The following is a 24639-nucleotide window of genomic DNA, read 5'->3' as shown; positions in this document are numbered from 1 at the left end:
GGGTGCGTGCCTCGCGATCCGGGATCCAGGGGCACCGCGGGCACGTCTGCGCCGCAGCCCGGCTCAGGGGCCGCCCGGATCGCAAGGCTCGCCACCGTCCGGTGCCGGGCTAGTTCGTTCAAGAAAGCCGAGGAGGGACCATGCGTCGACTCTGCGTCCTGATCGCGGCCCTGCTGGTCGCGAGCCTCGCGTCGGCGACACCCGAGGCCGGGCAGGAAGCGCTGTGGCGCGCGCTCGCCGGGGGCGTGCACCTCGTCCTGCTGCGCCATGCCGAGGCGCCGGGCACCGGCGATCCGGCCGGCTTCCAGATCGACGACTGCGCGACCCAGCGCAACCTCGACGAGGCCGGGCGTGCCCAGGCGCGGCGCATCGGCGCCCGCTTCCGGGACCAGGGCATCGAGCGCGCCCGTGTCTTCACCAGCCGCTGGTGCCGCAGCCGCGAGACCGCCGAGCTACTCGGCCTCGGGCCGGTCGAGGAGCTGGCCCCGCTCGATTCCTTCTTCGGCGAGCGCGCCAGCGAAGCCGCCCGCAGCGAGGCGACGCTGGCCTTCCTCGCCGGCCTGCCTGCGGGTGCGCCGGTCGTGCTGGTCACGCATCAGGTCAACATCACCGCCCTGACCGGCGTCTTTCCGCGCTCCGGCGAGGCGGTGGTGGCGCGCCTGGAGCCGGACGGCGACCTCGCCGTGGTCGGGCGCTTGGCGCCGCCAGACTGAGGAATGGTCCGAAGAAAGTCGAATAACCTATGGATTCGACTAGTCTTTCTCGGCCTCTTCCTCGAACCAGAAGGTGTCGGGCCGGTAGCGGCCGAAGTAGGCGCCGGGCTCGTAGAGGTAGGGCGCCTCGGCCGGCAGGTTGCGCAGGCCGGCGCGCAGCGCCACCGGCTGCGGCACGCCCGCGACCAGGCCGATGGTGAAGACCTGCTCGGCGTGGATCGAGAGCATGGCCTGCCAGGCCAGGCGCCGGGCGTCGCTGTTCGGCGCCTCCGACCATTCGCGATAGAGCTGGAGCAGCGCCGTCACCTTGGGGCCGCTCGGCTGCTCGCCCGCGGTGCCGCCGCTCGCCGCCCACAGGCCCCAGAGCGGCCAGTGGTTCTGGCGCTCGCCGCTCGGCACCAGCTCGGCCGGATCGGAATCCGCCGTCGCGAGGCCGTTGGCCAAGCCGTAGAAGACGCTCATCACGGTCTGGCCGCTGGTCACGCGCGAGCGCAGGTTGGCGCGTCCGCGGTCGGCGATCAGGACCTCGATGCCGAGCTGCGCGAGGTCGCCCTGGACCAGCTGCAGCACGTCGGACTCCGAGGGGTCGGCCCGGCCGGTCTCGACGACCAGCGTCGCCGGCCGGCCGTCGGACAGCAGGCGCCGGCCCGCGCCGTCGCGCGCGGTCAGGCCGAGGCCGTCGAGCAGCGTGTTGGCGCGCTCGCGGTCGAGGCTGGCGTAGGTGTCGCGCAGCTGCGGCCGGTAGAGCGGGCTCTCCGGCAGCACCGAGTTGTTCCCGCCGATCGCCATGCCCTGGTAGACGACGCGCGAGATCGCCTCGCGGTCGATGCCGAGCGAGAGCGCGCGGCGGAAGTCGACCTTGCGCAGCAGCTCGCGCCAGACCGGGTCGGCGACGTTGAGGTTGGGGTAGAGCGCCAGCTGGGCGCCGCGGCCGATCGGCCAGAGCCTGAGCTCGATGCCGGCCTTCGGCGCCGAGCCCTGGAGCAGCGGGTAGTCGGCGAGGGCGAGGCCGATCGCCTGCAGGTCGCTTTCGCCGGTCGCCGTCTTGGCCGGGATCAGCTCCTGGCTGGTGACCGCGACCTCGACGCGGTCGAGGTAGGGCAGCTGCCGGCCGGCCTCGTCGACCCGATGGAAGTAGGGGTTGCGCACGGCCTCCCAGCGCTCCGTCGGCGGGCTGTTGGTGACGATCCAGGGATCGAGGGTCGGGCGCTCGGGGTTGGTCAGCAGGTGCTCGGCGTCGCGCGCCTCGAACAGCGCCGCCCACCCGGGCAGGCCGGCCTCGGCCGCCGCGGCGTCGAGCTCGTTCTGGGCGACGAAGCTGGCGTGGAAGCGCTTCAGGTAGTGGGCCGGCCGGAAGATCGTCAGCGGCGCCGCGCGGGCCAGGGCCGGCAGGAAGCGCCCGTTCGGCTTGGCCCACTCGTAGACCACGGTGATCTCGTCGGGGACGCTGACGCTCGGCGGCTTGCCGTCGACCAGCAGCTCGGCCGGCAGGCTGGCGGGCGAGAGCGCGGGGTTGCCGGCGACCTCCTGCCACCAGAACAGGAAGTCGGCGCTGGTGAAGGGCTCGCCGTCCGACCAGCGGTGGCCGCGGCGCAGGGTCAGGGTGAAGCGGCGCCCCTCGGCGACCTTGACGTCGAGCAGCAGGTCCGGGACCAGCTTCAGCTTCTCGTTCCAGGCGAGCAGGCGGCTGTAGCCAAGCACCGAGAGCGTGCGCGCGTCGCGGCCGCCGCGGGTCAGCAGCCTCAGGCCGCCGCCGTAGCGCCCGGGCTCCCAGCCGTCGCGCTCCGGCAGGTCGCTGCGCGGAAGGTCCGGCAGCCGCTCGGCGAGCGGCGGCAGCTCGCCGGCGGCGACGCGCGCGGCCAGGGCCGGCGGCTCGCCCGGGTCCTGGGCGGCGCCCGGGCCGCACCAGGCCGCGATGCCGAGCGCCAGCAGCGCGGGGAGCAGCAGCTGCGACGGCAGGGAGAGGCGGAGAGGCGGCATCGGGGGGTCTCCTGTGCGATCCCCTTCTTGTAGCAAAGCCGGCGGCCGCCCGACAGGCGGCTGCGGGCTGGCGGTGGCGCGAATCCGGCAAAGCCCTCCAGGCTTGCGGCGCGCAGTCGCGGGGGGCTATCTGGCTGCAACCGGGCAGGCTCGAGAGGACCCTCATGCTGCAGATCATCGCGGCCGTCGTGCTCGCCGGCATCGGCGGCACGCTCGCCAACTCCCTCGCCGTCTGGCAGGTCGTGGGCGCCGACTTCCTCGCGCTCGCGCTGTCGCCGGGGCGCAACGGCGTGGCCATCGCCGTCGCCGCGGCGCTGCCGGTCATCCTGCCGCGGGTCCAGGGCCTCTGGGGCTGGCTCTTCGCGCTGGTCGTGCTGGCGGTCGTGCCCTCGCTGCTCGCCCGCTACCTCTTCGGCAGCGGCGCGCCCTGGGAGACCCTGCTGCTGTTCAACGGCATCTACGCCCTGGCCGCCTGCCTGATCTACGGCGCCATCGCCGGCCGACGGGGACTCTGACGGCGGGAGCTCAGCCGGCGCCGGCGCGACGCAGCGGCCCGGGCACCGGCGGCCCGTCCTCGAGCAGGAAGCCGCCGGACTGCCGGCGCCACAGGCTAGCGTAGAGGCCGCCGGCGGCGAGCAGCTCGGCGTGGCTGCCCTGCTCGGCGATGCGGCCCTGGTCCAGCACGACCAAGCGGTCCATGCGTGCGATCGTCGACAGGCGGTGGGCGATGGCGATCACCGTGCGGCCGCGCATCAGCGCGTCGAATTGCTCCTGGATCGCCGCCTCGACCTCGGAATCGAGCGAGGAGGTCGCCTCGTCGAGGACGACGATGGGCGCGTCCTTCAGCAGCGCCCGGGCGATGGCGACGCGCTGGCGCTGGCCGCCCGACAGCTTGACGCCGCGCTCGCCGACCTGGGCCTCGAAGCCGCGGCGCCCGCGCCAGTCGACCAGCCCCTCGATGAACTCCAGCGCGTGGGCGCGCGCCGCCGCGTCGCGGACCTCGGCCTCGCCGGCCTCGAGCCGGCCGTAGCGGATGTTGTCGCGGATCGAGCGGTTCAGCAGCGCGGTGTCCTGGGTCACCACCGCGATGCGCCGGCGCAGGCTCTCCTGGGTGACGCCGGCGATGTCCTGGCCGTCGACCAGGATGCGCCCGCCGTCGGGCTCGAAGAAGCGGAGCAGCAGGTTGATCAGGGTCGACTTGCCGGCGCCGGACTGGCCGACCAGCCCGACGCGCTCGCCCGGCCCGATCTCGAGGTCGATGCCGCGCAGCACGCTGCCGCCGTCGTAGCCGAAGCGCAGGGCCTCGAAGCGGACCGCACCCGCCGTCACCTCGAGCGGCCGGGCGCCGGGCCGGTCGGGCAGCTGGCGCGGCACGGCGATCGAGCGCATGCCCTCCTGGACCGTGCCGATCGCCTCGAAGATCGAGGCGATGCTCTGGGCGACCCAGCCGGCGATGTTGGCGATCTGCCAGGTCAGCGGCAGCGCCATGGCGACGACGCCGACGGCGATGCGGCCCTCGGTCCACAGCCAGACCGCCATGGCGCCGGTGCCGACGACCAGGGCGGCGTTGAGGGCGGCGAGCGAGGCGGTCAGGGTGGTGATCAGTCGGAGCTGCCGGCGAAAGGCGAGGGTGTGCTCGTCGACCGCCTCGCGGGCGAAGGCGTCCTCGTCGCGGGTGCGGGCGAAGAGCTTGACCGTCAGGATGTTGGTGTAGCTGTCGACGATGCGCCCGTTCAGCGCAGAGCGCGCCTCCGACATGCTCCGCGAGCGCTCCCTCAGGCGCGGCACCAGAACCCGCAGCAGCAGGGCGTAGCCGGCGAACCAGAGCAGCAGGGGCAGGGTCAGGCGCAGGTCGCTGCCGCCGAGCAGCAGCAGCGCGCCGCTGCCGTAGACCAGGATGTACCAGACCGCGTTGGTGCTCGCGACGACGCTCTCGCGCAGCGCCGGTCCGGTCTGCATGACCCGGCTGGCGATGCGCCCGGCGAAGTCGTTCTGGAAGAAGCTCCAGCTCTGGCGCACGACGTGCCAGTGGCTCTGCCAGCGGATCAGGTTGGTCAGGCCGGGCACCAGGGCCTGGTTGGTGATGGCGTGCTGGACCAGCACCGCCGCCGGCCGCAGCAGCAGGATCGTGGCGGCCATGGCGAGCAGTATCGGCCAGGCCTCGGCGAGCAGGCGTCCGGGCGGAACCTCGCTCAGCAGCTCGACCAGGCGGCCGAGGAAGTAGGGCACGGCGGTGTCGAGCACCGCGACCAGGAAGCCCGACAGGAACAGCCCGGGCAGCAGCCAGCCGGCCTGCCGCGCGAAGTGCCAGTAGAAGGCGAGCAGCCCCTGCGGCGGCACAGCCTCGGGGGCGGGCGCCGTCGGGTCGATCAGGCCTTCGAAGTAGCGCAGCAGGCGCACGGGCGGGCTCGGCAAGGTTTCGGGGGGCGAGGCGGGCGTGTCCCGTCCCCCACGACAACGCGTCAGCGGCCGATTGGTGCGGCCCCGGCCGCCTCTCGGCCCCGGCCCCTCGCGCAGAACGCCCGCCCTGGCGCTCGCCCGGCGGCTCAGGAGGCCGGCTTTTCCGCGTTGGGGAAGAACAGCTGCTGGCCGGTGAGGTGGTAGCCGGCGATGTTCCGCTGCCCGTCCTCGGAGACGACCCAGTCGACGAAGGTCTGGGCGAGCTCGGCCTTGGCGCTCGGGCATTTTGCCTCGGAGACGGCGACGATGCCGTACTGGTTGAACAGCCGCTCGTCGCCCTCGACCAGGATCTCCAGGTTGCCGCGGTTCTCGAAGGACAGCCAGGTGCCCCGGTCGGCCAGGGCGTAGGCCTCCATGGCGCTGGCGGTGTTGAGCGTCGCACCCATGCCGGAGCCGGTCTCCGCGGTACCATCCGCCGGAGGCCGCCTCCAGGTCGATCCCGGCGGTCTTCCAGAGCGACAGCTCCTTCTTGTGCGTGCCGGAGTCGTCGGCGCGCGAGGCGAAGCTCGCTTCGGACTGGGCGATCTTCGCGAAGGCCGCCGAGACGTCCGCCAGGCCGCGGACGCCGGCCGGGTCGCCGGCTGGGCCGACGACGATGAAGTCGTTGTACATGACGTCGTGGCGCGCCTCGCCGAAGCCGGCCTCCACGAACGTCAGCTCCGAAGGCTTGTGGTGGACGAAGAGGACGTCGGCGTCGCAGTTCTCGGCCAGCTTGATCGCCTGGCCGGTGCCGACGGCGACGACCCGCACCTCGATCCCACTCGCCGCCTCGAAGACCGGCAGCAGGTGGTCGAACAGGCCGGAGCTCTCGGTCGAGGTCGTGGAGGCGACGGTGATGTAGCGGTCCTGGGCCAGGGCCCCGGTCGGGGCGCCGGTCTGCGCCCCGGCGGCGAGGCCGCTCGCGAGGGTCAGGCTCGCGGCGAAGGAAAGATACTTGTTCATCTGATGGTTCCTCCCTGTTCCTGATGCGTCACCAGAGGAGATCGCCGGCCAGGAAGGCCTGTGCCTCCCGGGTCTGCGGTTCCCGGAAGAAGCGATTCGCCGGCGCCCGCTCGACCAGCCGGCCGCGGTGCAGGAAGACCACCTCGTCGGCCAGCCGCTTGGCCTGGCCGAGGTCGTGCGTGGTCATGACGATCTTGGTGCCGGCCCGGTGCAGGGCCTGGACGATCTCCTCGACCGTGCGGGTCGCGGCGGGGTCGAGCGCCGAGGTCGGCTCGTCGAGAAACAGCACCTGGGGCTTGAGCGCCCAGGCGCGGGCGAGCGCCAGGCGCTGCTGCTCGCCTCCCGACAGCGAGCGCGCCGGCTGCGCGGCGCGCTCCGAGAGACCGGTCGCCTCCAGCGCCTCGCCGCAGCGCCGCCGCCTCTCGGCCCCGGCGACGCGGTGCAGCGAGAGCGCGTGCTCCAGGTTCGCCGCCACCGAGCGGCGGAGCAGGACCGGCTTCTGGAACACCATGGCCTGGCGCCGCGGGCCCCTGCCGGCGCCGGCGACCTTGCGGTTGCGCCAGAGCACGGCGCCAGCGGAGGGGCGCAGCAGGCCGTGGGCGAGCCGCAGCAGCAGCGACTTGCCGGCGCCGTTCGGCCCGAGCACGATGGTCCGCGGCCCGGCCTCGATGCGCAGGGACAGGCCGTCGATCAGCCGACGGCCGCCGGCCTCGAAGCAGAGGTCGCGCAACTCCAGTGGCAGGATCGGCACGTCGAAGCGTCCTTCGCTGGTCCTCGGAGCCTCGTCGCCCGGGGTCACGGGTCGCGGCGTCATGGCGCCCAGTCCCTGGCCCAGCGCCGAACCAGCTCGGCGCCGCCGTTGATCAGCACGGTGAGCGTCAGCAGCACGATGCCGAGGCCGAGCGCCAGCGCCAGGTCGCCCCTGGCCGTCTCCAGCGCGATCGCGGTGGTCATGACCCGGGTCACGTGGTCGATGTTGCCGCCGACGATCATGACCGCCCCGACCTCGGCGCTGGCTCGGCCGAAGCCCGCCAGGATCGCGGTCAGGAGGGTAAAGCGCCCGTCCCACAGCAGGGTCGGGATGGCGCGCGCCGTCGAGGAGCCGAGCGAGCGCAGCTGCTCCTCGTACTCCTGCCACAGGTCCTCGACCGCCTGGCGCGCCAGGGCGGCGACGATCGGCAGCACCAGAACGACCTGGGCGGCGATCATGGCGGCCGGGGTGAACAGCAGGCCGAGCACGCCGAGCGGGCCCGAGCGGCTGAGCAGCAGGTAGACGACCAGCCCGACCACGACCGGCGGCAGGCCCATCAGGGCGTTGAGCAGGACCACCAGGCCCTGGCGCCCGGGAAAGCGGAAGAGCGCCACCGCCGCGCCGAGCGGCAGGCCGATGGCGGCGGCGAGCAGCACGGCGGTCAGGCTGACCCGCAGGCTGAGGCCGACGATCTCCAGCAGGTCGGCGTCCAGCGAGATCAGCAGGCCGAAGGCCTGGGCGAAGGCGGCGAGCAGGTTGTCCACGAGGCATCGGTCCGATTGATAGGTCTGCAATGCTTTGCAGATTCCTGTCGGCATTACAAGAATGCCCAATGTCGGTAGCAAGTGCGGGGTGCAGGGTGGCCCGCCGGGTTCCGGGCGCCGATCCTTGTGGCGCTCCGGCGGCGCGCGCATATACCCTCGCAGGACGACAGCCAGCGCGGGAGGCGGCGAGCGGATGGGCGAGACGGCGGTCAGGCAGCTGCGCAAGGCGACGGCGAAGCTGGCGGGGGCGCCGGAGCTGGAGGAGTTCCTGCTGCGCCCGGACCCCGACGACCCGCGCCTGACCCGCGTCGTCCAGGGCCTCGACGAGAGCGGCCGGCCGGTCGAGACGCCGGTCGTCATGGAGCGGCCGCTGACGCTGTTCCTGAACGGCCAGGAGATCGTCACCATGATGACGATCGGCGACTATCCCGACTACCTGGCGCTCGGCTACCTGCTGAACCAGAACATGCTGCGCCTCGACGACGAGATCGAGGGCGTCGACTACGACGAGGACCTCGAGGTCGTGGTCGTGCGCACGGCGCGCGCGACGAACTACGAGGAGAAGCTGAAGAAGAAGATCCGCACCTCGGGCTGCGCCCAGGGCACGGTCTTCGGCGACCTGATGGAGAAGTTCGACGAGATCGCGCTGGCCCGCGACGTCGAGCTCAGGACCTCCTGGATCTACGCGCTGAGCCGCAAGATCAACGGCGCGCCGAGCCTCTACCTGACCTCCGGCGCGATCCACGGCTGCGTGCTCTGCCAGGGCGACCGGCCGCTGGTCTACATGGAGGACGTCGGCCGCCACAATGCCGTGGACAAGATCGCCGGCTACATGTTCCGCCACGGCATCGAGCCGCACGACAAGATCTTCTACACGACCGGGCGCCTGACCTCGGAGATGGTCATCAAGACCGTGCAGATGGGCATTCCGATCCTGGTCAGCCGCTCCGGCTTCACCGCCTGGGGCGTCGACCTGGCGCGCCAGGCCGGGCTGACCCTGGTCGGGCGCGCCAAGGGCCGGCGCTTCGTCGCGCTCGCCGGCCAGGAGCGCATCGTCTTCGACGCCGAGCTCCAGGCCGGCGGCGAGGAAGACCCGCGCCACGGGCGCAAGGCGGCCGGCGATGACTGAGACGGCGCTGCGCCACAAGGTCTGCGGCGTGCTGCTGGCCGGCGGCCAGTCGCGGCGCATGGGCGGCGGCGACAAGACCCTGCAGCCGCTCGCCGGCAAGCCGATCCTGGGCCATGCGATCGCGCGGATCCGGCCCCAGGTCGCCTGCCTGGTGCTCAACGCCAACGGCGATCCCGCCCGCTTCGCCGACTGGCGCCTGCCGGTGCAGCCCGACACCGTGCCCGATTACGCCGGGCCGCTGGCGGGCATCCTGGCCGGCATGGAATGGGCGGCGCGCCACGCGCCGGTCTGCGACCTGGTGCTGAGCGCGCCGACCGACGCGCCCTTCCTGCCGCGCGACCTGGTCGACCGCCTGGAGCAGGGCATGATCGACAGCGGCGCCGACATCGCCTGCGCCGGCTCGGGCGGGCGGGCGCATCCGCCGATCGCGCTCTGGCCGGTCAGCCTGGCCGAGGACCTGCGCCTGGCCATGACCCAGGAGGGCGTGCGCAAGGTCGATGCCTTCACCGCACGCTACAAGGTCGCCCGGGTCGACTGGGCGGCCGAGCCGCTCGACCCCTTCATGAACGTCAACACGCCCGAGGATCTGGAGCGCGCCGCGGCGCTCGCCGGCGAAATTACAGGGTAGGGCGCGGCCGGAGCGGCGCGACCGGCGCCGCCGCACTCTGCCGGTCGAGGTGGCGCCTGAGCAGCGCGATGTTGCGGCGGTTGCTCTTGAAGCCGACGTCGAAGAGGTCGCCGACCAGCGGCACCGCACCGACCACCAGGTCGATGCCGAGGTTCATCGCCATGCGCGCACGCAGGCCACGGCTCGCGCCCAGGCGCCCTGCGCGATGGATCAGGTAGACCGCGGGCAGGGCGGCGACCCCGTCGCCGAGGGCGGGCACCAGGCCGACCAGCGAATCCAGCCCGAAGCGGATCGAGGTGCCGGGCAGTCGGAAGCGGCTGTCCATCCAGTCGGCCAGCTCTTCGAGCCGGCGCATCTCCGCCTCGTGGTCGAGGGCCTGCCTCATCGCGCGGCGCTCCGGCTACTTCTTCACGATGACCCAGATGGCGTGGATGATGCCCGGGATGTAGCCGAGCAGGGTCAGCAGGATGTTGAGCCAGAAGTGCAGGCCGATGCCGACCTGCAGGAAGACACCCAGGGGCGGCAACAGGATCGCGATGATGATGCGGACGACGTCCATGGGGTACTCGACCTTTCGTAGCGTTCAGGCGTGCCGGCCGAACGGCGCGACGGGCCTGTAACGCCGTCACCGGCGCAGCGGTTGCTTCGACGACCGTGGATTGCCGCCGCGCCGGGGCCGCGTCGCGCCCTCGGCCGCTAGCGACCCGCCGCCTGCGGCGCGCCGGTCGGGCGGGCGTCGGCGATCTCGCGGATCAGCTTGGCCAGGATCGCGCGGCGGAAGGACTCGCCGCGGTCGGCGACCAGGACGAAGGCGCCGAAGCCGCCGATCACCGAGAGGGCGTAGTGGTCCGACAGCGCCATGCCGCCGGGCCCGGGGTAGCCGCCCCCCTCGGGCGCGGCGACCACCAGGGCGTTGATCGTGATGCCGGCGGCGACCGCCTCGTCGCGGGCCTGCTCGACCGGGCGGCCGCCGTAGTGGGGACCGTCTCCGGAGACGTCGATGACCTTGCGCGTGCCCTCGATCCCCGGTTCGGCGATCAGCCGGGCGGCGTGGTCGATGGCACCGGAGATCGAGTTCCAGCCCTGCGCCGCGCGCGGCCGCTCGCGCAGCGCCGCCGCGAAGCTCTCCGCCGCGGCCGGGCCGTCGATCACCCGCCAGTCGACGATGGTGTGCTGGGAAGTCGCGCCGCCCCACTCGACGAAGGCGACGGCGATGCGGCCGAGGGCGCCGGCGGCGATGCTGGCCAGCACGTCGGGATGGGTGAGCGCCGCGGCATAGCCCTCGCGCTGCAGGGCGAGTTCGGCGTCGTCGATCGAGCCGGAGCCGTCGGCCGCCAGCACCAGCTCGAGGTCGACGGCGGTCTGGACGCCGGCCCTCTGGGCGCCGGCGGGGACCGACGCTGCCGCCCAGAGCGCCGCGGCAAGGGCGAGGATCGCTGTGGCTCCGGTCCGGCCCATGGCCCGTTCCTCTCGCTGCCTAGCCGAGGTGCCGGCATGAGTGCTGGCAGATCAGATAGGGCCGCGGTTGCGGAAGGGCCAGCGCCGGGCCTTGGACAGCTAGGTCAGGCGGGCTAGGTCAGGCAGTCTTGCCTTCGGCCGCCAGGATCATCGCGTAGAGCTCGTCCTTGAGCGCCAGGCGCTGGCGCTTCATCTGCTCCTCGTGCTCCTCGCTCGTCGCCTCGACCCGGTCCTCGGCGTTGCGCACCGACCGGTCCAGCTCGTGGTAGGTCGCGAAGAGCTTGGCGAAGTGGGCGTTGCCGGTCTTGAGGCTGTGGATCGTCTCGCGGTGCTCGGGCAGCTCGTGCAGCAGGTCGTGATGCTCCAAGGGTGGGTCTCCTTCGGGTAGGGGGCGGGCGCCGGCGCGGGTGCGGCGGCGGCGGCGGCGGCCAGGGGGCCTCGGATGCCGGCCCGCGCGCAATGACTCATATCAGGCCGGCTGGCTCAAGGGCGCAGAATCCACAAGCCTCGGGGCCGGGCGCTTGACCCCAATGCGAGCAGGGATGACGCGGGCGCGGGCAGGCCCTAGACTCGGGGGTGCGCCCTAGACTCCCGGGGGGCACGACGACGCCCGAGGCTGAGGCCAAGGAGGCCTGGCATGCCAGACGACCCGCGACAGCGCACCGAAAGCGCTCCTGCAGAAGCCGCGCCCGGCGCCGGGGAGCCGGTTGCCGAGCGCGTACCCGTGGGCATCATCCTGGAGCGGCGGAAGAGCCATCATCCCTGGCTCGATTATGCCTGGAAGGCGGTCGATGCGGTCGCCGGCGCACCGCCGCGCGACCCGCTCGGCGACTGGACGATCACCGACCAGGGCGACGAGTGGGTCCGCTTCCACGCCGGCACGCTGATGCTGTCGGTCTTCCCGGGGGTGGCGGTCGGCTACCGCCTCAATCTCTGCCAGATGCCGCCGCGTCTCTTCGTCGTCGTGGGGCGGCCCGACCGGCCGGGCGCGCTCTACGAGCTGGCGCCCTTCCACGTCACCGCCTGTCCCTTCGAGGCGCAGGAGTACCTGGACGGCGACGATACCGTGGAGCCGGTTACGATGCCGCCCAACCTGATCGGCTTCCTCGAGGCATTCGTGGCGCGCTGTCCGCTGCCGCCGGCCTTCCAGAAGCGCAGGCGCAAGTCTTGGCGCGAAGGTGGGCGCGAGGGTGGAAAGGCGGGTGGCGCGGCTGCCTCGACCGGTGCGCCGGAGGGCTCGCGCGATGGCTGAGCAGGGCGACGGCTTCCTGTCCCGCTGGGCGCGGCTCAAGCAGCGCTCGAACGACCCGCCGGCCGAGGAGCGCCGGCCGGCGCGGCGCCGGGAAGCGCCGCCCGCGGCGCCGCAGCCGGACGAGACGGAACTGGAGGGCGCCGAGCTGGAGGGGGCCGAGCCGGAGGGGGCGGAGCGCGAGGCACGGGAGCAGGAGCCGGACGAGCGCGAGACCGAGGCGCTGCCCGCCTTCGAGGACCTTACCCTCGAGAGCGACTACCGGGGCTTCATGCGGCCCGGCGTGCCGAACGCCGTGCGCAACAAGGCGCTGCAGAAGCTCTGGCGCCTCGACCCGGTGTTCGCCAACCTCGACAAGCTCAACGACTACGACGAGGACTACACGCAGATCGGCAAGCATCCGATCGCAGGCCTGCGCAGCCTCTATCGCGTCGGCCGCGGCATGATCACCGGCGAGCAGGCGGCCGCCGACGAGGCTGCGGCCCAGGCCGCCGCCGAGGGGAGGCCGCCGCCGGAGCAAGGCGGCACGCGGCTCGCCGCTCCCGGCGCGGAGCCGGAGACGAGTGCAGGGGAGACGACTGCAGGGGAGACGACTGCGGGAGCCGACCCGGTGGCCGAGCCGCCAGGCGACGATCGGGCGGTGGAGTCGGAACGCGCCAGCGCCGACCCGCTCGCCGAGGCGGCGGTCGATCCCGCGCCGGAGCCGGCGGGCGTCGCGCGCAGTCCGGAGACCAAGGTCCCGGACGCCAGGGCCCAGGAGACCAGGGCCCAGGAGACCAGGGCCCAGGAGACCAGGGCCCAGGAGAGCAGGGCCCCGGGGGCGAGCGACGCGGTCCGGCGGCGATGGGGCGCCTTCGATCCTCCTGCGTAGGGCGCGCACCCGAGTCGCGCGGAAGTTGACGGTGGCGAAGAAGCCCCGCCGCCTGGCCGGCGGGGCTTTCCGTTGACATCCTCCCGCCATGGTTCTTTAATTCGTACACAGAACAGAAAGAGCCCTCTGCAAAGGGGGGCGCTGTTCTCCGATCGCAGGCACAGAAGCATCCGACACCAACGGATCGGCCGCGGCTCGGCTCGGGAAGGGAGTGACGCTTGACGGACGACGCAATCGCGTTCGAACCGGTTGAGGAAGATGCCCTGCGCTTGCAGTGGTACGTCTTGCTCGCAAAATTGCTGAGCGCGCCGCCGGATCGCGCGACGCTGGATGCGCTCGCTGGCCTCGAGGGCGGCGAAGGCGCGCTCGGCGAGGCACTGACGGCGCTTGCCGCGAGTGCGCGCGACGCCGATCCCGAAAATGTGAAGCGCGAGTTCTTCGATCTCTTCATCGGGGTCGGGCAGGGCGAGCTCGTGCCCTTCAGCTCCTACTACCTGACCGGATTCCTCCACGAGAAGCCGCTGGCGAAGCTGCGCGGCGACATGCGCCGGCTCGGCATCGCGCGCAACCTCGAGGTCAAGGAGCCCGAGGACCACGTCGCCGCGCTCTTCGAGATGATGGCGGGGCTGATTGCGGGCAGCTTCGGCGCGCCGGTCGACCTGGCCGAGCAGCGCCGCTTCTACGACACCCACGTCGGCTGCTGGGCGCCGCGGTTCTTCGAGGACCTGCAGGCGGCCCAGGCGGCCGGCTTCTACAAGCCGGTCGGCAGGCTCGGCAGCCTGTTCCTGGCGGTCGAGCTGCAGGCCTTCGACATGGCCGCCTAGGCGGCCGGGCCTGACGGAAACGCAAGGACCCGAAGGGGGATGGGTCCGGTCGGAAGCGAGGCTATCGAACCCCCAACGCGCTCGCACTCATGCGAGGGAAGGGAGCACCATGGACCACAAGACAGAAGTGAAGTCGCGCGCGCGGCGAGACTTCTTCCGAAAGGCCGGGCTCGGCGCTGGCGCCCTGGGCGCGACGGCGGTGACGCTGGTCGCGGGGCAGGGCGAGGCGGCGGAACCAGTCCGCTCACCGACCTCTGCGGGTTACCGCGAGACCGACCACGTGAAGAAGTACTACGAACTGGCGAAGTTCTAGGCGGCGCCTGAAGCCCGCCCCTGAACGACCCAAGTATAGGAGAGGTCAATGCTGACGAGAAAGACGAATGGGGTTGCCAGCAGCCCGCGTTTGTCGAGGGCGTATGCCGGCGTGGTCGGCGGCGCCATTGACCGTCGTACCTTCCTGAAGCGTTCCGGATTGACGGCGGGCGGCCTCGCGGCGGCCTCGACCCTGTCGTTCGGGCGGGTCAGGAAGGCGGAGGCCGCCTCGCCGAGCGGCGGCAAGGTCGAGATCAAGAAGTCGGTCTGCACCCACTGCTCGGTCGGCTGCACGGTGATCGCCGAGGTCCAGGACGGCGTCTGGACCGGCCAGGAGCCGGGCTGGGACAGCCCCTTCAACCTGGGCGCCCACTGCGCCAAGGGCGCCTCGGTGCGCGAGCACGCGCACGGCGAGCGCCGCCTGAAGACGCCGGTCAAGCTCGTCGGCGGCAAGTGGGAGAAGGTCTCCTGGGAGCAGGCGATCGAGGAGATCGGCGACAAGCTGCTCGAGATCCGCGAATCGGCCGGTCCCGACGCCACCTACTGGCTCGGCGGCTCCAAGCACAGCAACGAGGGCGCCTACCTCTACCGCAAGTTCCAGGCCTTCTGGGGCAGCAACAACTGCGACAACCAGGCGCGCATCTGTCATTCGACGACCGTCGCCGGCGTGGCCAATACCTGGGGCTACGGCGCGATGACGAACAGCTTCAACGACATGCACAACTCGCGTGCGATCTTCTTCATCGGCTCGAACGCCGCCGAGGCGCACCCGGTGGGCATGCAGCACATCCTGAAGGCGAAGGAGCAGAACAACGCCGCCTTCATCGTCTGCGATCCCCGCTTCACCCGGACCGCGGCGCACGCCGACGAGTACGTCCGCTTCCGCTCGGGCACCGACGTGGCGCTGATCTGGGGCATCCTCTGGCACATCTTCGAGAACGGCTGGGAGGATCGCAACTACATCCGGCAGCGGGTCTGGGGCATGGACCAGATCCGCGAGGAAGTCCGGATGTGGACTCCCGAGGAGACGGAGCGCGTCACCGGCGTGCCCGGCTCGCAGCTCCAGCGGGTCGCCCGCACCCTGGCCAACAACCGGCCCGGGACGCTGGCCTGGTGCATGGGCGGCACCCAGCACCACAGCGCCAACAACAACACGCGCGCCTACTGCGTCCTGCAGCTGGCGCTCGGCAACATCGGCGTCCAGGGCGGCGGCGCCAACATCTTCCGCGGCCACGACAACGTGCAGGGCGCGACGGACCTCGGTCCGCTGCCCGACTCGCTGCCCGGCTACTTCGGCCTCACGGCCGGCGCCTGGAAGCACTGGAGCCGCGTCTGGGACGTCGACTACGAGTACATGAAGGGCCGCTTCGGCTCCCAGGAGCTGATGGAGGCCAAGGGCATCCCGGTGTCGCGCTGGTTCGACGGCGTGCTCGAGGCCAAGGAGAACATCGACCAGCCGGAGAACATCCGGGCGATGGTCTTCATGGGCCACGCGCCGAACTCCCAGACCCGCCAGTCGGACCTCAAGAAGGCCATGGAGAAGCTCGACCTTCTTCTGGTCATCGACCCCTATCCCACTGTTTCGGCTGTCCTTCACGAGCGCCAGGACGGGGTCTACCTGCTGCCTGCCTCGACCCAGTTCGAGACCTACGGCTCGGTGACCGCCTCCAACCGCTCGCTGCAGTGGCGCGAGAAGGTCTTCGACCCGCTGTTCGACTCGAAGCCGGACCACGAGATCCTCTACCTGCTCGCGCAGAAGCTCGGGTTCGCCGACGAGATGTTCAAGCACATCGCCGTCGAGGGCAGCGAGCCGCTGATCGAGGACATCACCCGGGAGTTCAACCGCGGCGCCTGGACGATCGGCTACACCGGCCAGTCGCCGGAGCGCCTCAAGCTCCACATGGAGAACCAGCACACCTTCGACCGGACCACGCTTCAGGCGGTCGGCGGCCCGTGCGACGGCGACTACTACGGCCTGCCGTGGCCCTGCTGGGGCACGGCCGAGATGGGCCACCCGGGCACGCCGGTCCTCTACGATCCCAGCAAGCCGGTGGCCGAGGGCGGCCTCTGCTTCCGGGCCCGCTTCGGGGTCGAGCGGGACGGCGACAACCTGCTGGCCGAGGGCAGCTACCCGGTCGGCTCCGAGATCGAGGACGGCTATCCCGAGTTCACCATGGCCATGCTGCAGAAGCTCGGCTGGGACAGCGACCTGACCTCGGAGGAGCGGGCGGCCATCGAGAAGGTCGGCGGCGAGGACATCTCCGCGGTCAACTGGAAGACCGACCTGTCGGGCGGCATCCAGCGCGTCGCCATCGAGCACGGCTGCGCCCCCTACGGCAATGCCAAGGCCCGGGCCGTGGTCTGGAACTTCCCGGACCCGGTGCCGATCCACCGCGAGCCGCTCTACACGCCGCGGCGCGATCTGGTGGCGGACTATCCGACCTACGAGGACTCCCGGTCCTGGCGCATGCCGACCCTCTACCGCTCGATCCAGGAGCAGGACTTCTCGACGAGCTTCCCGATGATCATGACCTCGGGACGCCTGGTCGAGTACGAGGGCGGCGGCGACGAGACTCGTTCGAACCCCTGGTTGGCCGAGCTCCAGCAGGACATGTTCGTCGAGATCAACCCGCGCGACGCCAACGACCTGGGGATCAAGGACGGCCAGATGGTCTGGGTGCACAGCCCGGAGAACGAGTCCAAGGCCAAGGTCATGGCCATGGTCACCGAGCGCGTCGGACAGGGCACCGTCTTCATGCCCTTCCACTTCGGCGGCCATTTCCAGGGCGAAGACCTCCGGAGCAGGTATCCGTCCGGCGCCGATCCCTACGTTCTCGGCGAGTCCGTCAACAATGTGACCACCTATGGTTACGACTCGGTCACTCAGATGCAGGAGAGCAAGACCACGCTCTGCCGCATCGAGGCCGCATAAGGGAGGACCCGATCGATGGCTCGCATGAAGTTCCTCTGTGATGCCGAGCGTTGCATCGAGTGCAACGCCTGCGTCACGGCGTGCAAGAACGAGCACGAGGTCCCCTGGGGCGTGAACCGACGCCGCGTGGTGACCATCAACGACGGCAAGCCGGGGGAGCGCTCGATCTCGGTGGCCTGCATGCACTGTTCGGACGCGCCCTGCATGGCGGTCTGCCCGGTCGACTGCTTCTACCAGACCGACGAAGGCGTGGTCCTGCACTCCAAGGACCTCTGCATCGGCTGTGGTTACTGCTTCTACGCCTGTCCCTTCGGGGCACCGCAGTATCCGCAGGCGGGCAACTTCGGCAGCCGGGGCAAGATGGACAAGTGCACCTTCTGCGCCGGCGGCCCGGAGGAGGACCACTCCTCCGCCGAGTTCGTCAAGTACGGCCGCAACCGCCTGGCCGAGGGCAAGCTCCCGCTCTGCGCCGAGATGTGCTCGACCAAGGCCCTGCTGGCCGGCGACGGCGACATGGTCTCGGACATCTACCGCGAGCGTGTGGTCGCCCGCGGCTTCGGCTCCGGCGCCTGGGGCTGGGGCACGGCCTACGAGCAGAAGAGCGGCTCGTAGCAGCTTGACCGTCTTTCGGGCCGGGGCGTCGTTTCCGGCCGCTAGTCGAGGAGGGCGGCGGTCATTCCGCCGCCCTCCGCGTCACTGGGGACTCGGTGGCTGGAAACCGGGTCGGCACCTGGACGGAACGAGCCCGGGATGTCCGGGCGCTTGGGGAGACAGGGAATGATCGGCCGAGCAATTGCCTTGGTGGTCTGCGTGGTAGCGGTGATCGGCCTCTACCTCGTGGCCCAGGACTGGATGCAGGGGCGCGACGAGGTCGTGTTCTACGAGCCGGGGACCTATCAGGGCACGCCGGTGACGCCGCTCGACGAGGCGCAGGCGCAAGAGCTGCGTTCGCGCGTGCGCAACCAGAGTTCGATTTGAGCCGGCGCCCGGGCGGGACGCACGGCGGCTCCTCGAGGCGCGCGCGCCTCTCGACGACAGATGCCCCTCGGCTGGGAGGACTAGAGATGATCCGACGCACGATGACGGCCTGGCGCGGCCTGGTAGCAACCCTTTTCGTCGCCCTGCTGCTGTGCGGCGCCAGCCTGGTGCTGGCGCCTGGCGCCGAGGCGCAGCAGGACCAGGGGCGGGCGGTGGCGCCCGACTCCGTGACCGGCGGCGCCGTGCCGGGCGGCTCGCTGGGCGTCGACAGCGACAGCGATTTCTGGCGCGCGGTCAGGCGCGGCGTCCAGGGCACGGTCTCGATTCCCGACAAGCAGGCCGGGGTGCTGGTCGAATCCGGCGGCGACACCTGGCAGCAGCTTCGCGACGGGCCGCTCAAGGTCTACGGGGCCTGGGTCGTGCTCGGCATGCTCGCGCTGCTCGCGCTCTTCTTCGTGCTGCGCGGCCGGATCATGATCGAATCCGGCAAGGCCGGCCGCACGGTCGAGCGCTTCGACGACGTCGACCGCTTCGCGCACTGGCTGACCGCCGTCTCCTTCATCCTGCTCGCCCTGACCGGCATGTGGCTGCTGTGGGGCCGCGACATCCTGATTCCGCTGGTCGGCGGCGAGGCCTATGCCCTGGTCGCCTACTGGGGCAAGTACGTCCACAACTTCCTGGCCTTCTCCTTCGTCGTCGGCTTCGTGCTGATGTTCGCGCTCTGGGTCGGCGACAACATCCCGAACCGCCACGACCTGGTCTGGCTCGCCAAGGGCGGCGGCCTGTTCAGCAAGCACAGCCACCCGCATTCGCGGAAGTTCAACGCCGGCCAGAAGCTGATCTTCTGGGCGGTGATCCTGGGCGGGCTGTCGCTGACCCTCTCGGGCATCGGGCTGATGTTCCCCTTCGAGACGGCCATGTGGGGCAAGACCTTCGCCCTGCTCGGCGACATCGGGATCCAAGGGCTGCCCAGCGACGTTACGCCCAGGATGGAGATGCAGTTCAACAGCATCTGGCACGGCGCCGTCGGCCTTGTGATGATCGCCATCATCATGGCGCACATCTATCTCGGGACGGTCGGCATGGAGGGCGCCTTCGACGCCATGGGCTCCGGGCGCGTCGACGAGAACTGGGCGCGCGAGCATCACGACCTCTGGGTCGCCGACCTGAGGGACGAACCCGTCGAACAGGCACGCCGGCCGCTGCCGGCCGCCGAGTGAAAGGAACGCGATGACCCGGCGCCCTGCGCCAACCCTTGCCGCTTTCGCCCTGCTGATGCTGGCGACCGCCGCGACCCCGGCCGCGGCGCTAACCCAGCAGGAAGCCGAGACCCTGGTCGCCGAGCGCTTCGGCGTCGAGGTCCTCAAGGCCCGGCCCGGCTACCTCGCGGGGCGCCTGGTCTGGCTGGTCACGGTGATGAATCCGGGCGCCGACTCGAACAGCGCCTTCGTCGTCTCGACCGTCGCCGTCGACGAGGAGACCGGGGAGCCGGTGCTGGACTTCGAGCGCATCGAGACGGGCCGCCCGGCTGCGGCCGGGCCGCCGGTCACCCGCCAGGAAGCCCCGGCGACCGGGCTCGCACCGCCGGCCGGCGCCGACGGCGCCTCGGGCGGGTGACCCTGCCGTGAGGCCGGGACTGCGCGCCCTGGCCGTGCCGGTCGCGGCGCTGCTGGTCGCCCTAGCGCCGGCAGGGGCGGTCCGCGCCGAGCTCTCCGGCCACGGCGGCTTCGTCAAGGCGGTCGCCTTCTCGCCCTCCGGCGAGCAGGCGCTGACCGGCTCCTTCGACTACACAGTGATGCTCTGGGACCTCGCGAGTGGTCGCGCCCTGGCCGTGCTCAACGAGCACGAGGCCGCCGTCAACGCCGTCGCCATGCTGCCCGGCGGGGAGCGCGCGCTCTCGGCGAGCGACGACGGCACGCTGCGGCTCTGGGACCTGGCCGAACAGCGCGCCACCGCGGTGCTCTCCGGGCACCAGGGCAAGATCCAGGGCCTCGCGCTCTCGCCCGACGGACGCCTCGCGGCCAGCGCCGGGTGGGATCGCACGGTCAGGCTCTGGGACCTCGAGGCCGGCCGCCTGCTGCGCAGCCTCGAGGGGCACGAGAACAACGTCAACGCGGTCGCCTTCTCGCCCGACGGGACGCGCCTTGCCAGCGCCTCCTACGACCTGACGATCCGGCTCTGGCGGACCGGGGACGGCACCCAGCTCGCCCGGCTCGAGGGCCACGAGGGCGGCGTCACCGGCATCGCCTTCCTGCCCGACGGCCGGCGGCTCGTCTCGACCGCCGCCGACATGACCGTGCTGCTGTGGGACGCCGAGACCGGCGCGCAGCTGGCCGAGCTCGGCCAGCACGAGGCGCCGATCTTCGCGCTCGCGGTCTCGCCCGACGGCCGCTGGGCCGCCAGCGCCGGCGCCGACCGCGTGATCCGGCTCTGGCCGCTCGGCCAGGAAGGCACGGGCGAGGAGGGCGCGCCGCGGGTCCTGCCGGGCCATCTGGCGCCGGTCTGGTCGCTCGCCTTCTCGCCCGACGGCACCCGCCTGCTGTCGGGCGGCGCCGACGAGGTAGCGCGCCTCTGGGACCTGGCGAGCGGCGAGGAGCTGGGCGTCACCGTGGCCGCCGGTCCGAGCCCCCTCGTCGACCCGCTGGACGACGACGAGAGCCGCGGCGCCGCGCTGTTCAGAAAGTGCGCCATCTGCCATACCGTCGAGCCGGGCAGCCAGAACCGCGCCGGGCCGACGCTCCACGGCCTGTTCGGCCGCGAGGCCGGCGCGGTCGAGGACTACCGCTACTCCGACGCCCTGAAGCACAAGGACATCGTCTGGACCGACGAGACCGTCTCCAGGCTGTTCGAGCTCGGTCCGGACGTTTACGTGCCGGGCACCAAGATGCCGATGCAGCTGATTCCCGATCCCGGGGACCGGCGGGCGCTGATGACCTACTTGAAGCGGGTCACCGAAGCGTCCAAGAACTAGACGCCAAAAACCGTCCTAGAACCAGACGACAGAAAAACGCCAGGAGGGGAGACGAGAATGAGGGCATTCGTTGCAGGGGTCTGCGCCGCCGTGCTGATCGCAGTCGGCTCCTATTTCGTGCTGGAGTCGCTGGGCATGAGCTCCAGCCAGGTCTACTCGACCTCGAACGTGCGCCTGGGCGACTGAGCCCCGGCAGGGGCCGGGATTCAGGCCGTCCCCTCAGACCCCCAGGTAGCGCGCCTGCAGCGCCGGCTCGGCGGCAAGCGCCGTCGAGCTGCCGGTCCAGGCGACGCGGCCCTTCTCCAGGATGGCGTGGCGGTCGCAGAGGCCGATCAGGTCGGCGACGTTCTTGTCGATCACCAGGATCGCCAGGCCTTCGGCCTTGAGCCGCGCGAGCACGCGCCAGATCTCGGCGCGGATCCTCGGCGCCAGGCCCTCGGTCGCCTCGTCGAGGATCAGCAGCTTCGGGTTGGTCAGCAGGGCGCGGCCGATCGCCAGCATCTGCTGCTCGCCGCCCGACAGCTCGTTGCCGTAGGCGCCGCGCCGCTCGGCCAGCACCGGGAACAGCGCCTCGACGTCGGTAAGACGCCAGCGTCCGCGCCGCGCCGTGGCGACCAGGTTCTCGCGCACCGTCAGGTTCGGGAAGACCTGCCGACCCTCCGGCACCAGGCCGAGGCCGGCACGTGCCACGACGAAGGAGGGGCGGCCGGCGATCTCGGCGGACTCGAAGCGGATCGAGCCGGCGGTCGGCCTGAGCAGGCCCATGATCGAGCGCACCGTCGTCGTCTTGCCCATGCCGTTGCGCCCGAGCAGGGCCAGCGCCTCGCCGGCGCCGACCGAGAGCTCGACGCCGAACAGCACGCGGCTGCTGCCGTAGGCGGCCTCCAGGCCGCTGACCGTCAGCACCGGCCCGTCTCCGGCGCATCGGGCGCCTCGCTGCCCAGGTAGGCGGCCTGGACCTCGGCGTTCCCGCGGATCTGCTCGGGGTCCCCGGTCGCCAGGATGCGGCCGCCGACCATCACGGTGATGCGGTCGGCGAGCGCGAAGACGGCGTCCATGTCGTGCTCGACCAGCAGCATGGTGACGCGGCCCTTGAGGCTCTGCAGCAGCGCGACCATGGCGCGGCTCTCCTCCGGCGCCATGCCGGCGGTCGGCTCGTCGAGCAGCAGCAGGCGCGGCCGCCCGGCCAGCGCCAGGGCGATCTCGAGCTGGCGCTGCTCGCCGTGCGCCAGGTCGCCGACCGGCACCTGCGCACGCGGCGCCAGGCCGACCTCCTCGAGCAGCGCGGCGGCGCGCCGCGCCAGGGCCGGGTCGCGCCCGGCGGGCCGCAGGAAGCCGAAGCTGTGGCCGCCGGCGACCTGGACCGCGAGGCGGGCGTTCTCCAGGACGGTGAAGCGCGGGAACAGGCTGGTGATCTGGTAGGAGCGGCCGATGCCGGCGCGCGCCCGTGCCGCGGCGTCCAGGCCCTGGATCTCGCGGCCGGCGAAGCGGATGCGTCCGGCGTCGGGCGCCAGCTCCCCGGCGAGCAGCCCGGTCAGCGTCGTCTTGCCGGCGCCGTTGGGACCGATCACCGCGCGCAGCTCCCCGGCCTCCAGCGCGAGCGCCACCCCGGCGCAGGCCTGGACGCCGCCGTAGGCCTTGGTCAGCGCCTCGCAGCTCAGCAGCGGCTCAGCCATGGCCGGAGCGCTCCCCGGGCCGGCGCAGCAGGCCGGCGAGGCCGCCGCGCGCGAACAGCACGACCAGGATCAGGATCGGCCCGAGCGCCAGCTGCCAGTGCTCGGTCGTCTCCTTCAGCGCGAACTCCAGCAGCAGGAAGGCCGTGGCGCCGAGCAGCGGGCCGTAGAGCCGGCCCATGCCGCCGAGGATGACGATGATCAGCAGCTCGCCCGACAGCGGCCAGGACAGGAAGGCCGGGCTGACGAACTCGGTCAGGTTGGCGATCAGGGCGCCGGCGAGGCCGGTCAGCGCACCGGAGACGACGAAGGCGGCGAGCTTGTAGCGGTAGGGCGAGAGCCCGAGCGCGGTGATCCGCCGCTCGTTGTCGCGGATGCCCATCAGCGCCCAGCCAAAGCGCGAGCGCACGACCGCCGCCTTGCCGAGCAGCACCAGGAAGACCAGGGCGAGGCAGAGGTAGTAGAAGGCGAGGTCGACGTCGAGGTCGAGCGGCGCCAGCTCCGAGCGGGCGAAGAGGCTGAGCCCGTCCTCGCCGCCGTAGTCCGGCAGCGAGACGAAGAGGTAGTAGATCATCTGCGCGAAGGCGAGGGTGATCATGATGAAGTAGAGCCCGCTGGTGCGCACGCAGAGCGCGCCGATGGCGAGCGCCAGCAGGGCTGCCACCAGCACCGCGAGCGGGAAGGCGATCCAGGCGTTCGAGGTGCCGGGAATCTCCAGCCCGAACAGCAGGAAGGGGCCGAGCAGGAAGTCGTGGTAGGCCAGGATCGCCACGGTGTAGGCGCCGGCCCCGAAGAAGGCGGCGTGGCCGAAGGAGACCAGGCCGCCGTAGCCGAGCAGCAGGTTGAGCGCGCTCGCCGCCAGGGCGTAGATCAGGATCCGCGCGGCGAGGTCGAGGCTCCACTCCAGCCCGAAGCCAAAGGCGACCGCGGGCCAGGCCAGGAAGGCGAGGCCGAGCAGCAGGCCGTCGGCGTGGTCGCGCAGGAGCCGGCTAGCCATGGGGCGGGAACAGGCCGCGCGGGCGCCAGACCAGGACGGCGGCCATCAGGATGTAGATGGCCATGGCCGCGACCGCGCTGCCCAGGGTGCTGGCCGCCGAGGCGTCGAGCAGCCGGCCGAACAGGCCGGGCAGGAAGGCGCGGCCCCACACGAAGGTCAGGCCGACCAGCAGCGCCGCCACGAAGGCGCCGCGGATCGAGCCGATGCCGCCGATCACGATGACCACGAAGACCGGGATCAGGATGCTCTCGCCCATGCCGATCTCGACCGCGTAGATCGGGCCGGCGAGCGCACCGGCCAGGGCCGTCAGCGCCGCGCCGAGGGCGAAGACGACGGTGTAGAGCCGGTCGATGTCGACGCCGAGCGCGCCGACCATCTCGCGGTTCGAGGCGCCGGCGCGGATCAGCATGCCGAGGCGCGTGCGCGTGACCAGCAGGTAGAGCCCGAGCGCGACCGCGAGGCCGACCAGGATCACCATCAGGCGGTAGGCCGGGTAGGGCGCGCCGGGCAGGATCTCGATCGTGCCGCCGAGCAGGGCCGGGGGGTCGAGGCGCAGCGGCCGCGCGCCCCAGAGGATCTTGGTCGCCTCGTTGAAGAAGAGGATCAGCCCGAAGGTCGCCAGCACCTGGTCCAGGTGGTCGCGGGCGTAGAGCCGGCGCACGACCAGCAGCTCGACCGCCGTGGCGACGGCCGCCGTGGCGGGCAGGGCGGCGGCAAGCCCGAGCAGGAAGGAGCCGGTCTCCAGCGACACCCAGGCGCAGAAGAAGGCGCCCAGCATGTAGAGCGAGCCGTGCGCCAGGTTGACCAGGTTCATGATGCCGAGCACGAGCGTCAGCCCGGCGGCGATCAGGAACAGCATGACGCCGTACTGCAGGCCGTTCAGGGTCTGCTCGAGGATCAGCAGCATGGCGATAGGAAAGCCTGTTCAGGGACGAAGGGCGGTCCTCGGGAGATCGCTCCCGGGCCGCCCCCGCCGTGGGGGGGGGGGGGGGGGGGGGGGGGGGGGG

Annotated in this window: 28 protein-coding genes and 1 pseudogene; 15 read left to right on the top strand and 14 right to left on the bottom strand. The window is 71.8% G+C overall.

The window, feature by feature from the left end:
* The first annotated feature begins 140 nt into the window (after positions 1 to 140).
* Positions 141 to 713 (top strand): histidine phosphatase family protein, encoded by a 573-nt coding sequence (locus WD341_RS08495; protein ID WP_368425010.1) that lies wholly within the window; start codon positions 141 to 143, stop codon positions 711 to 713.
* Positions 714 to 752: 39 nt separating this feature from the next.
* On the opposite strand, the gene WD341_RS08490 is transcribed toward WD341_RS08495, so the two are convergent.
* Positions 753 to 2693 (bottom strand): ABC transporter substrate-binding protein, encoded by a 1941-nt coding sequence (locus WD341_RS08490; RefSeq protein ID WP_368425009.1) that lies wholly within the window; start codon positions 2691 to 2693, stop codon positions 753 to 755.
* A gap of 164 nt (positions 2694 to 2857) precedes the next feature.
* Here WD341_RS08490 and WD341_RS08485 point away from each other — a divergent pair, with 164 nt between their 5' ends.
* Complete coding sequence (locus tag WD341_RS08485; RefSeq protein WP_368425008.1) at positions 2858 to 3208, top strand: hypothetical protein; 351 nt, start codon at positions 2858 to 2860, stop codon at positions 3206 to 3208.
* 10 nt (positions 3209 to 3218) lie between these two features.
* Here WD341_RS08485 and WD341_RS08480 read toward each other — a convergent pair whose 3' ends face one another.
* The 5 genes and pseudogenes from WD341_RS08480 to WD341_RS08460 form a co-directional block, all read right to left on the bottom strand.
* Positions 3219 to 5093 carry an ABC transporter ATP-binding protein gene (locus WD341_RS08480; RefSeq protein ID WP_368425013.1) on the bottom strand — a complete coding sequence of 625 codons (1875 nt, stop codon included), beginning with the start codon at positions 5091 to 5093 and terminating at the stop codon, positions 3219 to 3221.
* Positions 5094 to 5239: 146 nt separating this feature from the next.
* Positions 5240 to 5539, bottom strand: a complete 300-nt coding sequence (locus WD341_RS08475) for a substrate-binding domain-containing protein (protein ID WP_368425012.1) — start codon at positions 5537 to 5539, stop codon at positions 5240 to 5242.
* A gap of 106 nt (positions 5540 to 5645) precedes the next feature.
* Positions 5646 to 6095: pseudogene (locus tag WD341_RS08470) on the bottom strand (substrate-binding domain-containing protein); the annotation flags it as partial.
* A 28-nt stretch (positions 6096 to 6123) separates the two neighbouring features.
* The gene (locus WD341_RS08465) at positions 6124 to 6909 is read right to left on the bottom strand and encodes an ATP-binding cassette domain-containing protein (protein WP_368425007.1); all 786 of its coding nucleotides are present in this window, start codon (positions 6907 to 6909) and stop codon (positions 6124 to 6126) included.
* Positions 6906 to 7610 carry an ABC transporter permease gene (locus WD341_RS08460; protein WP_368425006.1) on the bottom strand — a complete coding sequence of 235 codons (705 nt, stop codon included), beginning with the start codon at positions 7608 to 7610 and terminating at the stop codon, positions 6906 to 6908. Before WD341_RS08460 ends, WD341_RS08465 begins: the two co-directional genes overlap by 4 nt.
* A gap of 193 nt (positions 7611 to 7803) precedes the next feature.
* Between WD341_RS08460 and fdhD the strand changes: the two genes are divergently transcribed.
* Both fdhD and mobA read left to right on the top strand, forming a co-directional pair.
* On the top strand, positions 7804 to 8739 hold the full coding sequence (fdhD, locus tag WD341_RS08455; protein WP_368425005.1) for a formate dehydrogenase accessory sulfurtransferase FdhD: 936 nt from the start codon (positions 7804 to 7806) through the stop codon (positions 8737 to 8739).
* Entirely contained in the window at positions 8732 to 9367 is a 636-nt protein-coding gene (gene mobA / locus WD341_RS08450; protein ID WP_368425004.1) for a molybdenum cofactor guanylyltransferase MobA, read from the top strand. Before fdhD ends, mobA begins: the two co-directional genes overlap by 8 nt.
* Here mobA and WD341_RS08445 read toward each other — a convergent pair.
* The 4 genes from WD341_RS08445 to WD341_RS08430 all read right to left on the bottom strand — a co-directional run bounded on the left by WD341_RS08445 (position 9357) and on the right by WD341_RS08430 (position 11192).
* Entirely contained in the window at positions 9357 to 9752 is a 396-nt protein-coding gene (locus WD341_RS08445; RefSeq protein ID WP_368425003.1) for a DUF4112 domain-containing protein, read from the bottom strand. The genes mobA and WD341_RS08445 overlap by 11 nt on opposite strands.
* 15 nt (positions 9753 to 9767) lie before the next feature.
* Positions 9768 to 9926, bottom strand: a complete 159-nt coding sequence (locus WD341_RS08440; RefSeq protein WP_368425002.1) for a YqaE/Pmp3 family membrane protein — start codon at positions 9924 to 9926, stop codon at positions 9768 to 9770.
* Between the two features lie 137 nt (positions 9927 to 10063).
* Positions 10064 to 10825, bottom strand: a complete 762-nt coding sequence (locus tag WD341_RS08435; RefSeq protein ID WP_368425001.1) for a DUF1194 domain-containing protein — start codon at positions 10823 to 10825, stop codon at positions 10064 to 10066.
* 118 nt (positions 10826 to 10943) lie between these two features.
* Positions 10944 to 11192, bottom strand: coding sequence for a YdcH family protein (locus WD341_RS08430; RefSeq protein ID WP_368425000.1), 249 nt, complete (start codon positions 11190 to 11192; stop codon positions 10944 to 10946).
* A gap of 270 nt (positions 11193 to 11462) precedes the next feature.
* Here WD341_RS08430 and WD341_RS08425 point away from each other — a divergent pair, with 270 nt between their 5' ends.
* From WD341_RS08425 to WD341_RS08375, 11 genes are all read left to right on the top strand, one after another.
* On the top strand, positions 11463 to 12077 hold the full coding sequence (locus tag WD341_RS08425; protein WP_368424999.1) for a DUF3305 domain-containing protein: 615 nt from the start codon (positions 11463 to 11465) through the stop codon (positions 12075 to 12077).
* Positions 12070 to 12945, top strand: a complete 876-nt coding sequence (locus tag WD341_RS08420) for a DUF3306 domain-containing protein (protein ID WP_368424998.1) — start codon at positions 12070 to 12072, stop codon at positions 12943 to 12945. The genes WD341_RS08425 and WD341_RS08420 overlap by 8 nt, the downstream gene beginning before the upstream one ends.
* A gap of 269 nt (positions 12946 to 13214) precedes the next feature.
* Positions 13215 to 13769 (top strand): molecular chaperone, encoded by a 555-nt coding sequence (locus tag WD341_RS08415; RefSeq protein WP_368424997.1) that lies wholly within the window; start codon positions 13215 to 13217, stop codon positions 13767 to 13769.
* 109 nt (positions 13770 to 13878) lie between these two features.
* A complete protein-coding gene (locus tag WD341_RS08410; RefSeq protein WP_368424996.1) occupies positions 13879 to 14082 on the top strand; it encodes a formate dehydrogenase in 204 nt (67 codons plus the stop codon).
* Positions 14083 to 14130: 48 nt separating this feature from the next.
* The gene (locus WD341_RS08405) at positions 14131 to 17013 is read left to right on the top strand and encodes a formate dehydrogenase subunit alpha (RefSeq protein ID WP_368424995.1); all 2883 of its coding nucleotides are present in this window, start codon (positions 14131 to 14133) and stop codon (positions 17011 to 17013) included.
* A 15-nt stretch (positions 17014 to 17028) separates the two neighbouring features.
* Positions 17029 to 17625: a formate dehydrogenase FDH3 subunit beta gene (gene fdh3B, locus WD341_RS08400; RefSeq protein WP_368424994.1), complete on the top strand. Its 597-nt coding sequence runs from the start codon at positions 17029 to 17031 to the stop codon at positions 17623 to 17625.
* A gap of 165 nt (positions 17626 to 17790) precedes the next feature.
* On the top strand, positions 17791 to 17991 hold the full coding sequence (locus tag WD341_RS08395; RefSeq protein ID WP_368424993.1) for a hypothetical protein: 201 nt from the start codon (positions 17791 to 17793) through the stop codon (positions 17989 to 17991).
* 86 nt (positions 17992 to 18077) lie between these two features.
* The gene (locus WD341_RS08390) at positions 18078 to 19211 is read left to right on the top strand and encodes a formate dehydrogenase subunit gamma (RefSeq protein WP_368424992.1); all 1134 of its coding nucleotides are present in this window, start codon (positions 18078 to 18080) and stop codon (positions 19209 to 19211) included.
* A 10-nt stretch (positions 19212 to 19221) separates the two neighbouring features.
* Positions 19222 to 19608 carry a hypothetical protein gene (locus WD341_RS08385; RefSeq protein ID WP_368424991.1) on the top strand — a complete coding sequence of 129 codons (387 nt, stop codon included), beginning with the start codon at positions 19222 to 19224 and terminating at the stop codon, positions 19606 to 19608.
* 7 nt (positions 19609 to 19615) lie between these two features.
* On the top strand, positions 19616 to 20962 hold the full coding sequence (locus WD341_RS08380; protein ID WP_368424990.1) for a c-type cytochrome: 1347 nt from the start codon (positions 19616 to 19618) through the stop codon (positions 20960 to 20962).
* Positions 20963 to 21019: 57 nt separating this feature from the next.
* Positions 21020 to 21148: a hypothetical protein gene (locus tag WD341_RS08375; protein ID WP_368424989.1), complete on the top strand. Its 129-nt coding sequence runs from the start codon at positions 21020 to 21022 to the stop codon at positions 21146 to 21148.
* Positions 21149 to 21181: 33 nt separating this feature from the next.
* On the opposite strand, the gene WD341_RS08370 is transcribed toward WD341_RS08375, so the two are convergent.
* The 4 genes from WD341_RS08370 to WD341_RS08355 are packed head-to-tail and all read right to left on the bottom strand — an operon-like array spanning position 21182 to position 24545.
* Positions 21182 to 21868 (bottom strand): ABC transporter ATP-binding protein, encoded by a 687-nt coding sequence (locus WD341_RS08370; RefSeq protein ID WP_368424988.1) that lies wholly within the window; start codon positions 21866 to 21868, stop codon positions 21182 to 21184.
* The gene (locus WD341_RS08365) at positions 21862 to 22638 is read right to left on the bottom strand and encodes an ABC transporter ATP-binding protein (RefSeq protein WP_368424987.1); all 777 of its coding nucleotides are present in this window, start codon (positions 22636 to 22638) and stop codon (positions 21862 to 21864) included. The genes WD341_RS08370 and WD341_RS08365 overlap by 7 nt, the downstream gene beginning before the upstream one ends.
* On the bottom strand, positions 22631 to 23632 hold the full coding sequence (locus WD341_RS08360; protein WP_368424986.1) for a branched-chain amino acid ABC transporter permease: 1002 nt from the start codon (positions 23630 to 23632) through the stop codon (positions 22631 to 22633). Before WD341_RS08360 ends, WD341_RS08365 begins: the two co-directional genes overlap by 8 nt.
* Positions 23625 to 24545 carry a branched-chain amino acid ABC transporter permease gene (locus WD341_RS08355; protein ID WP_368425011.1) on the bottom strand — a complete coding sequence of 307 codons (921 nt, stop codon included), beginning with the start codon at positions 24543 to 24545 and terminating at the stop codon, positions 23625 to 23627. Before WD341_RS08355 ends, WD341_RS08360 begins: the two co-directional genes overlap by 8 nt.
* Positions 24546 to 24639 lie beyond the last annotated feature (94 nt).

It is taken from the genome of Tistlia sp., from assembly GCF_040905785.1.
Taxonomy (GTDB): Bacteria; Pseudomonadota; Alphaproteobacteria; order Kiloniellales; family DSM-21159; genus Tistlia.
The sequence above is the reverse complement of the archived record's forward strand: the minus strand, read 5'-3'. Positions and strand labels throughout refer to the sequence as shown.

Coding starts and splice junctions, on each gene's coding strand:
- WD341_RS08435 (WP_368425001.1), bottom strand. CDS start 10,825: ATGGGCCGGACCGGAGCCACAGCGATCCTCGCCCTTGCCGCGGCGCTC.
- WD341_RS08465 (WP_368425007.1), bottom strand. CDS start 6,909: ATGACGCCGCGACCCGTGACCCCGGGCGACGAGGCTCCGAGGACCAGC.
- WD341_RS08420 (WP_368424998.1), top strand. CDS start 12,070: ATGGCTGAGCAGGGCGACGGCTTCCTGTCCCGCTGGGCGCGGCTCAAG.
- WD341_RS08425 (WP_368424999.1), top strand. CDS start 11,463: ATGCCAGACGACCCGCGACAGCGCACCGAAAGCGCTCCTGCAGAAGCC.
- WD341_RS08440 (WP_368425002.1), bottom strand. CDS start 9,926: ATGGACGTCGTCCGCATCATCATCGCGATCCTGTTGCCGCCCCTGGGT.
- WD341_RS08410 (WP_368424996.1), top strand. CDS start 13,879: ATGGACCACAAGACAGAAGTGAAGTCGCGCGCGCGGCGAGACTTCTTC.
- WD341_RS08475 (WP_368425012.1), bottom strand. CDS start 5,539: ATGGGTGCGACGCTCAACACCGCCAGCGCCATGGAGGCCTACGCCCTG.
- mobA (WP_368425004.1), top strand. CDS start 8,732: ATGACTGAGACGGCGCTGCGCCACAAGGTCTGCGGCGTGCTGCTGGCC.
- WD341_RS08385 (WP_368424991.1), top strand. CDS start 19,222: ATGACCCGGCGCCCTGCGCCAACCCTTGCCGCTTTCGCCCTGCTGATG.
- WD341_RS08390 (WP_368424992.1), top strand. CDS start 18,078: ATGATCCGACGCACGATGACGGCCTGGCGCGGCCTGGTAGCAACCCTT.
- WD341_RS08365 (WP_368424987.1), bottom strand. CDS start 22,638: ATGGCTGAGCCGCTGCTGAGCTGCGAGGCGCTGACCAAGGCCTACGGC.
- WD341_RS08405 (WP_368424995.1), top strand. CDS start 14,131: ATGCTGACGAGAAAGACGAATGGGGTTGCCAGCAGCCCGCGTTTGTCG.
- fdh3B (WP_368424994.1), top strand. CDS start 17,029: ATGGCTCGCATGAAGTTCCTCTGTGATGCCGAGCGTTGCATCGAGTGC.
- WD341_RS08445 (WP_368425003.1), bottom strand. CDS start 9,752: ATGAGGCAGGCCCTCGACCACGAGGCGGAGATGCGCCGGCTCGAAGAG.
- WD341_RS08490 (WP_368425009.1), bottom strand. CDS start 2,693: ATGCCGCCTCTCCGCCTCTCCCTGCCGTCGCAGCTGCTGCTCCCCGCG.
- WD341_RS08375 (WP_368424989.1), top strand. CDS start 21,020: ATGAGGGCATTCGTTGCAGGGGTCTGCGCCGCCGTGCTGATCGCAGTC.
- WD341_RS08360 (WP_368424986.1), bottom strand. CDS start 23,632: ATGGCTAGCCGGCTCCTGCGCGACCACGCCGACGGCCTGCTGCTCGGC.
- fdhD (WP_368425005.1), top strand. CDS start 7,804: ATGGGCGAGACGGCGGTCAGGCAGCTGCGCAAGGCGACGGCGAAGCTG.
- WD341_RS08485 (WP_368425008.1), top strand. CDS start 2,858: ATGCTGCAGATCATCGCGGCCGTCGTGCTCGCCGGCATCGGCGGCACG.
- WD341_RS08495 (WP_368425010.1), top strand. CDS start 141: ATGCGTCGACTCTGCGTCCTGATCGCGGCCCTGCTGGTCGCGAGCCTC.
- WD341_RS08395 (WP_368424993.1), top strand. CDS start 17,791: ATGATCGGCCGAGCAATTGCCTTGGTGGTCTGCGTGGTAGCGGTGATC.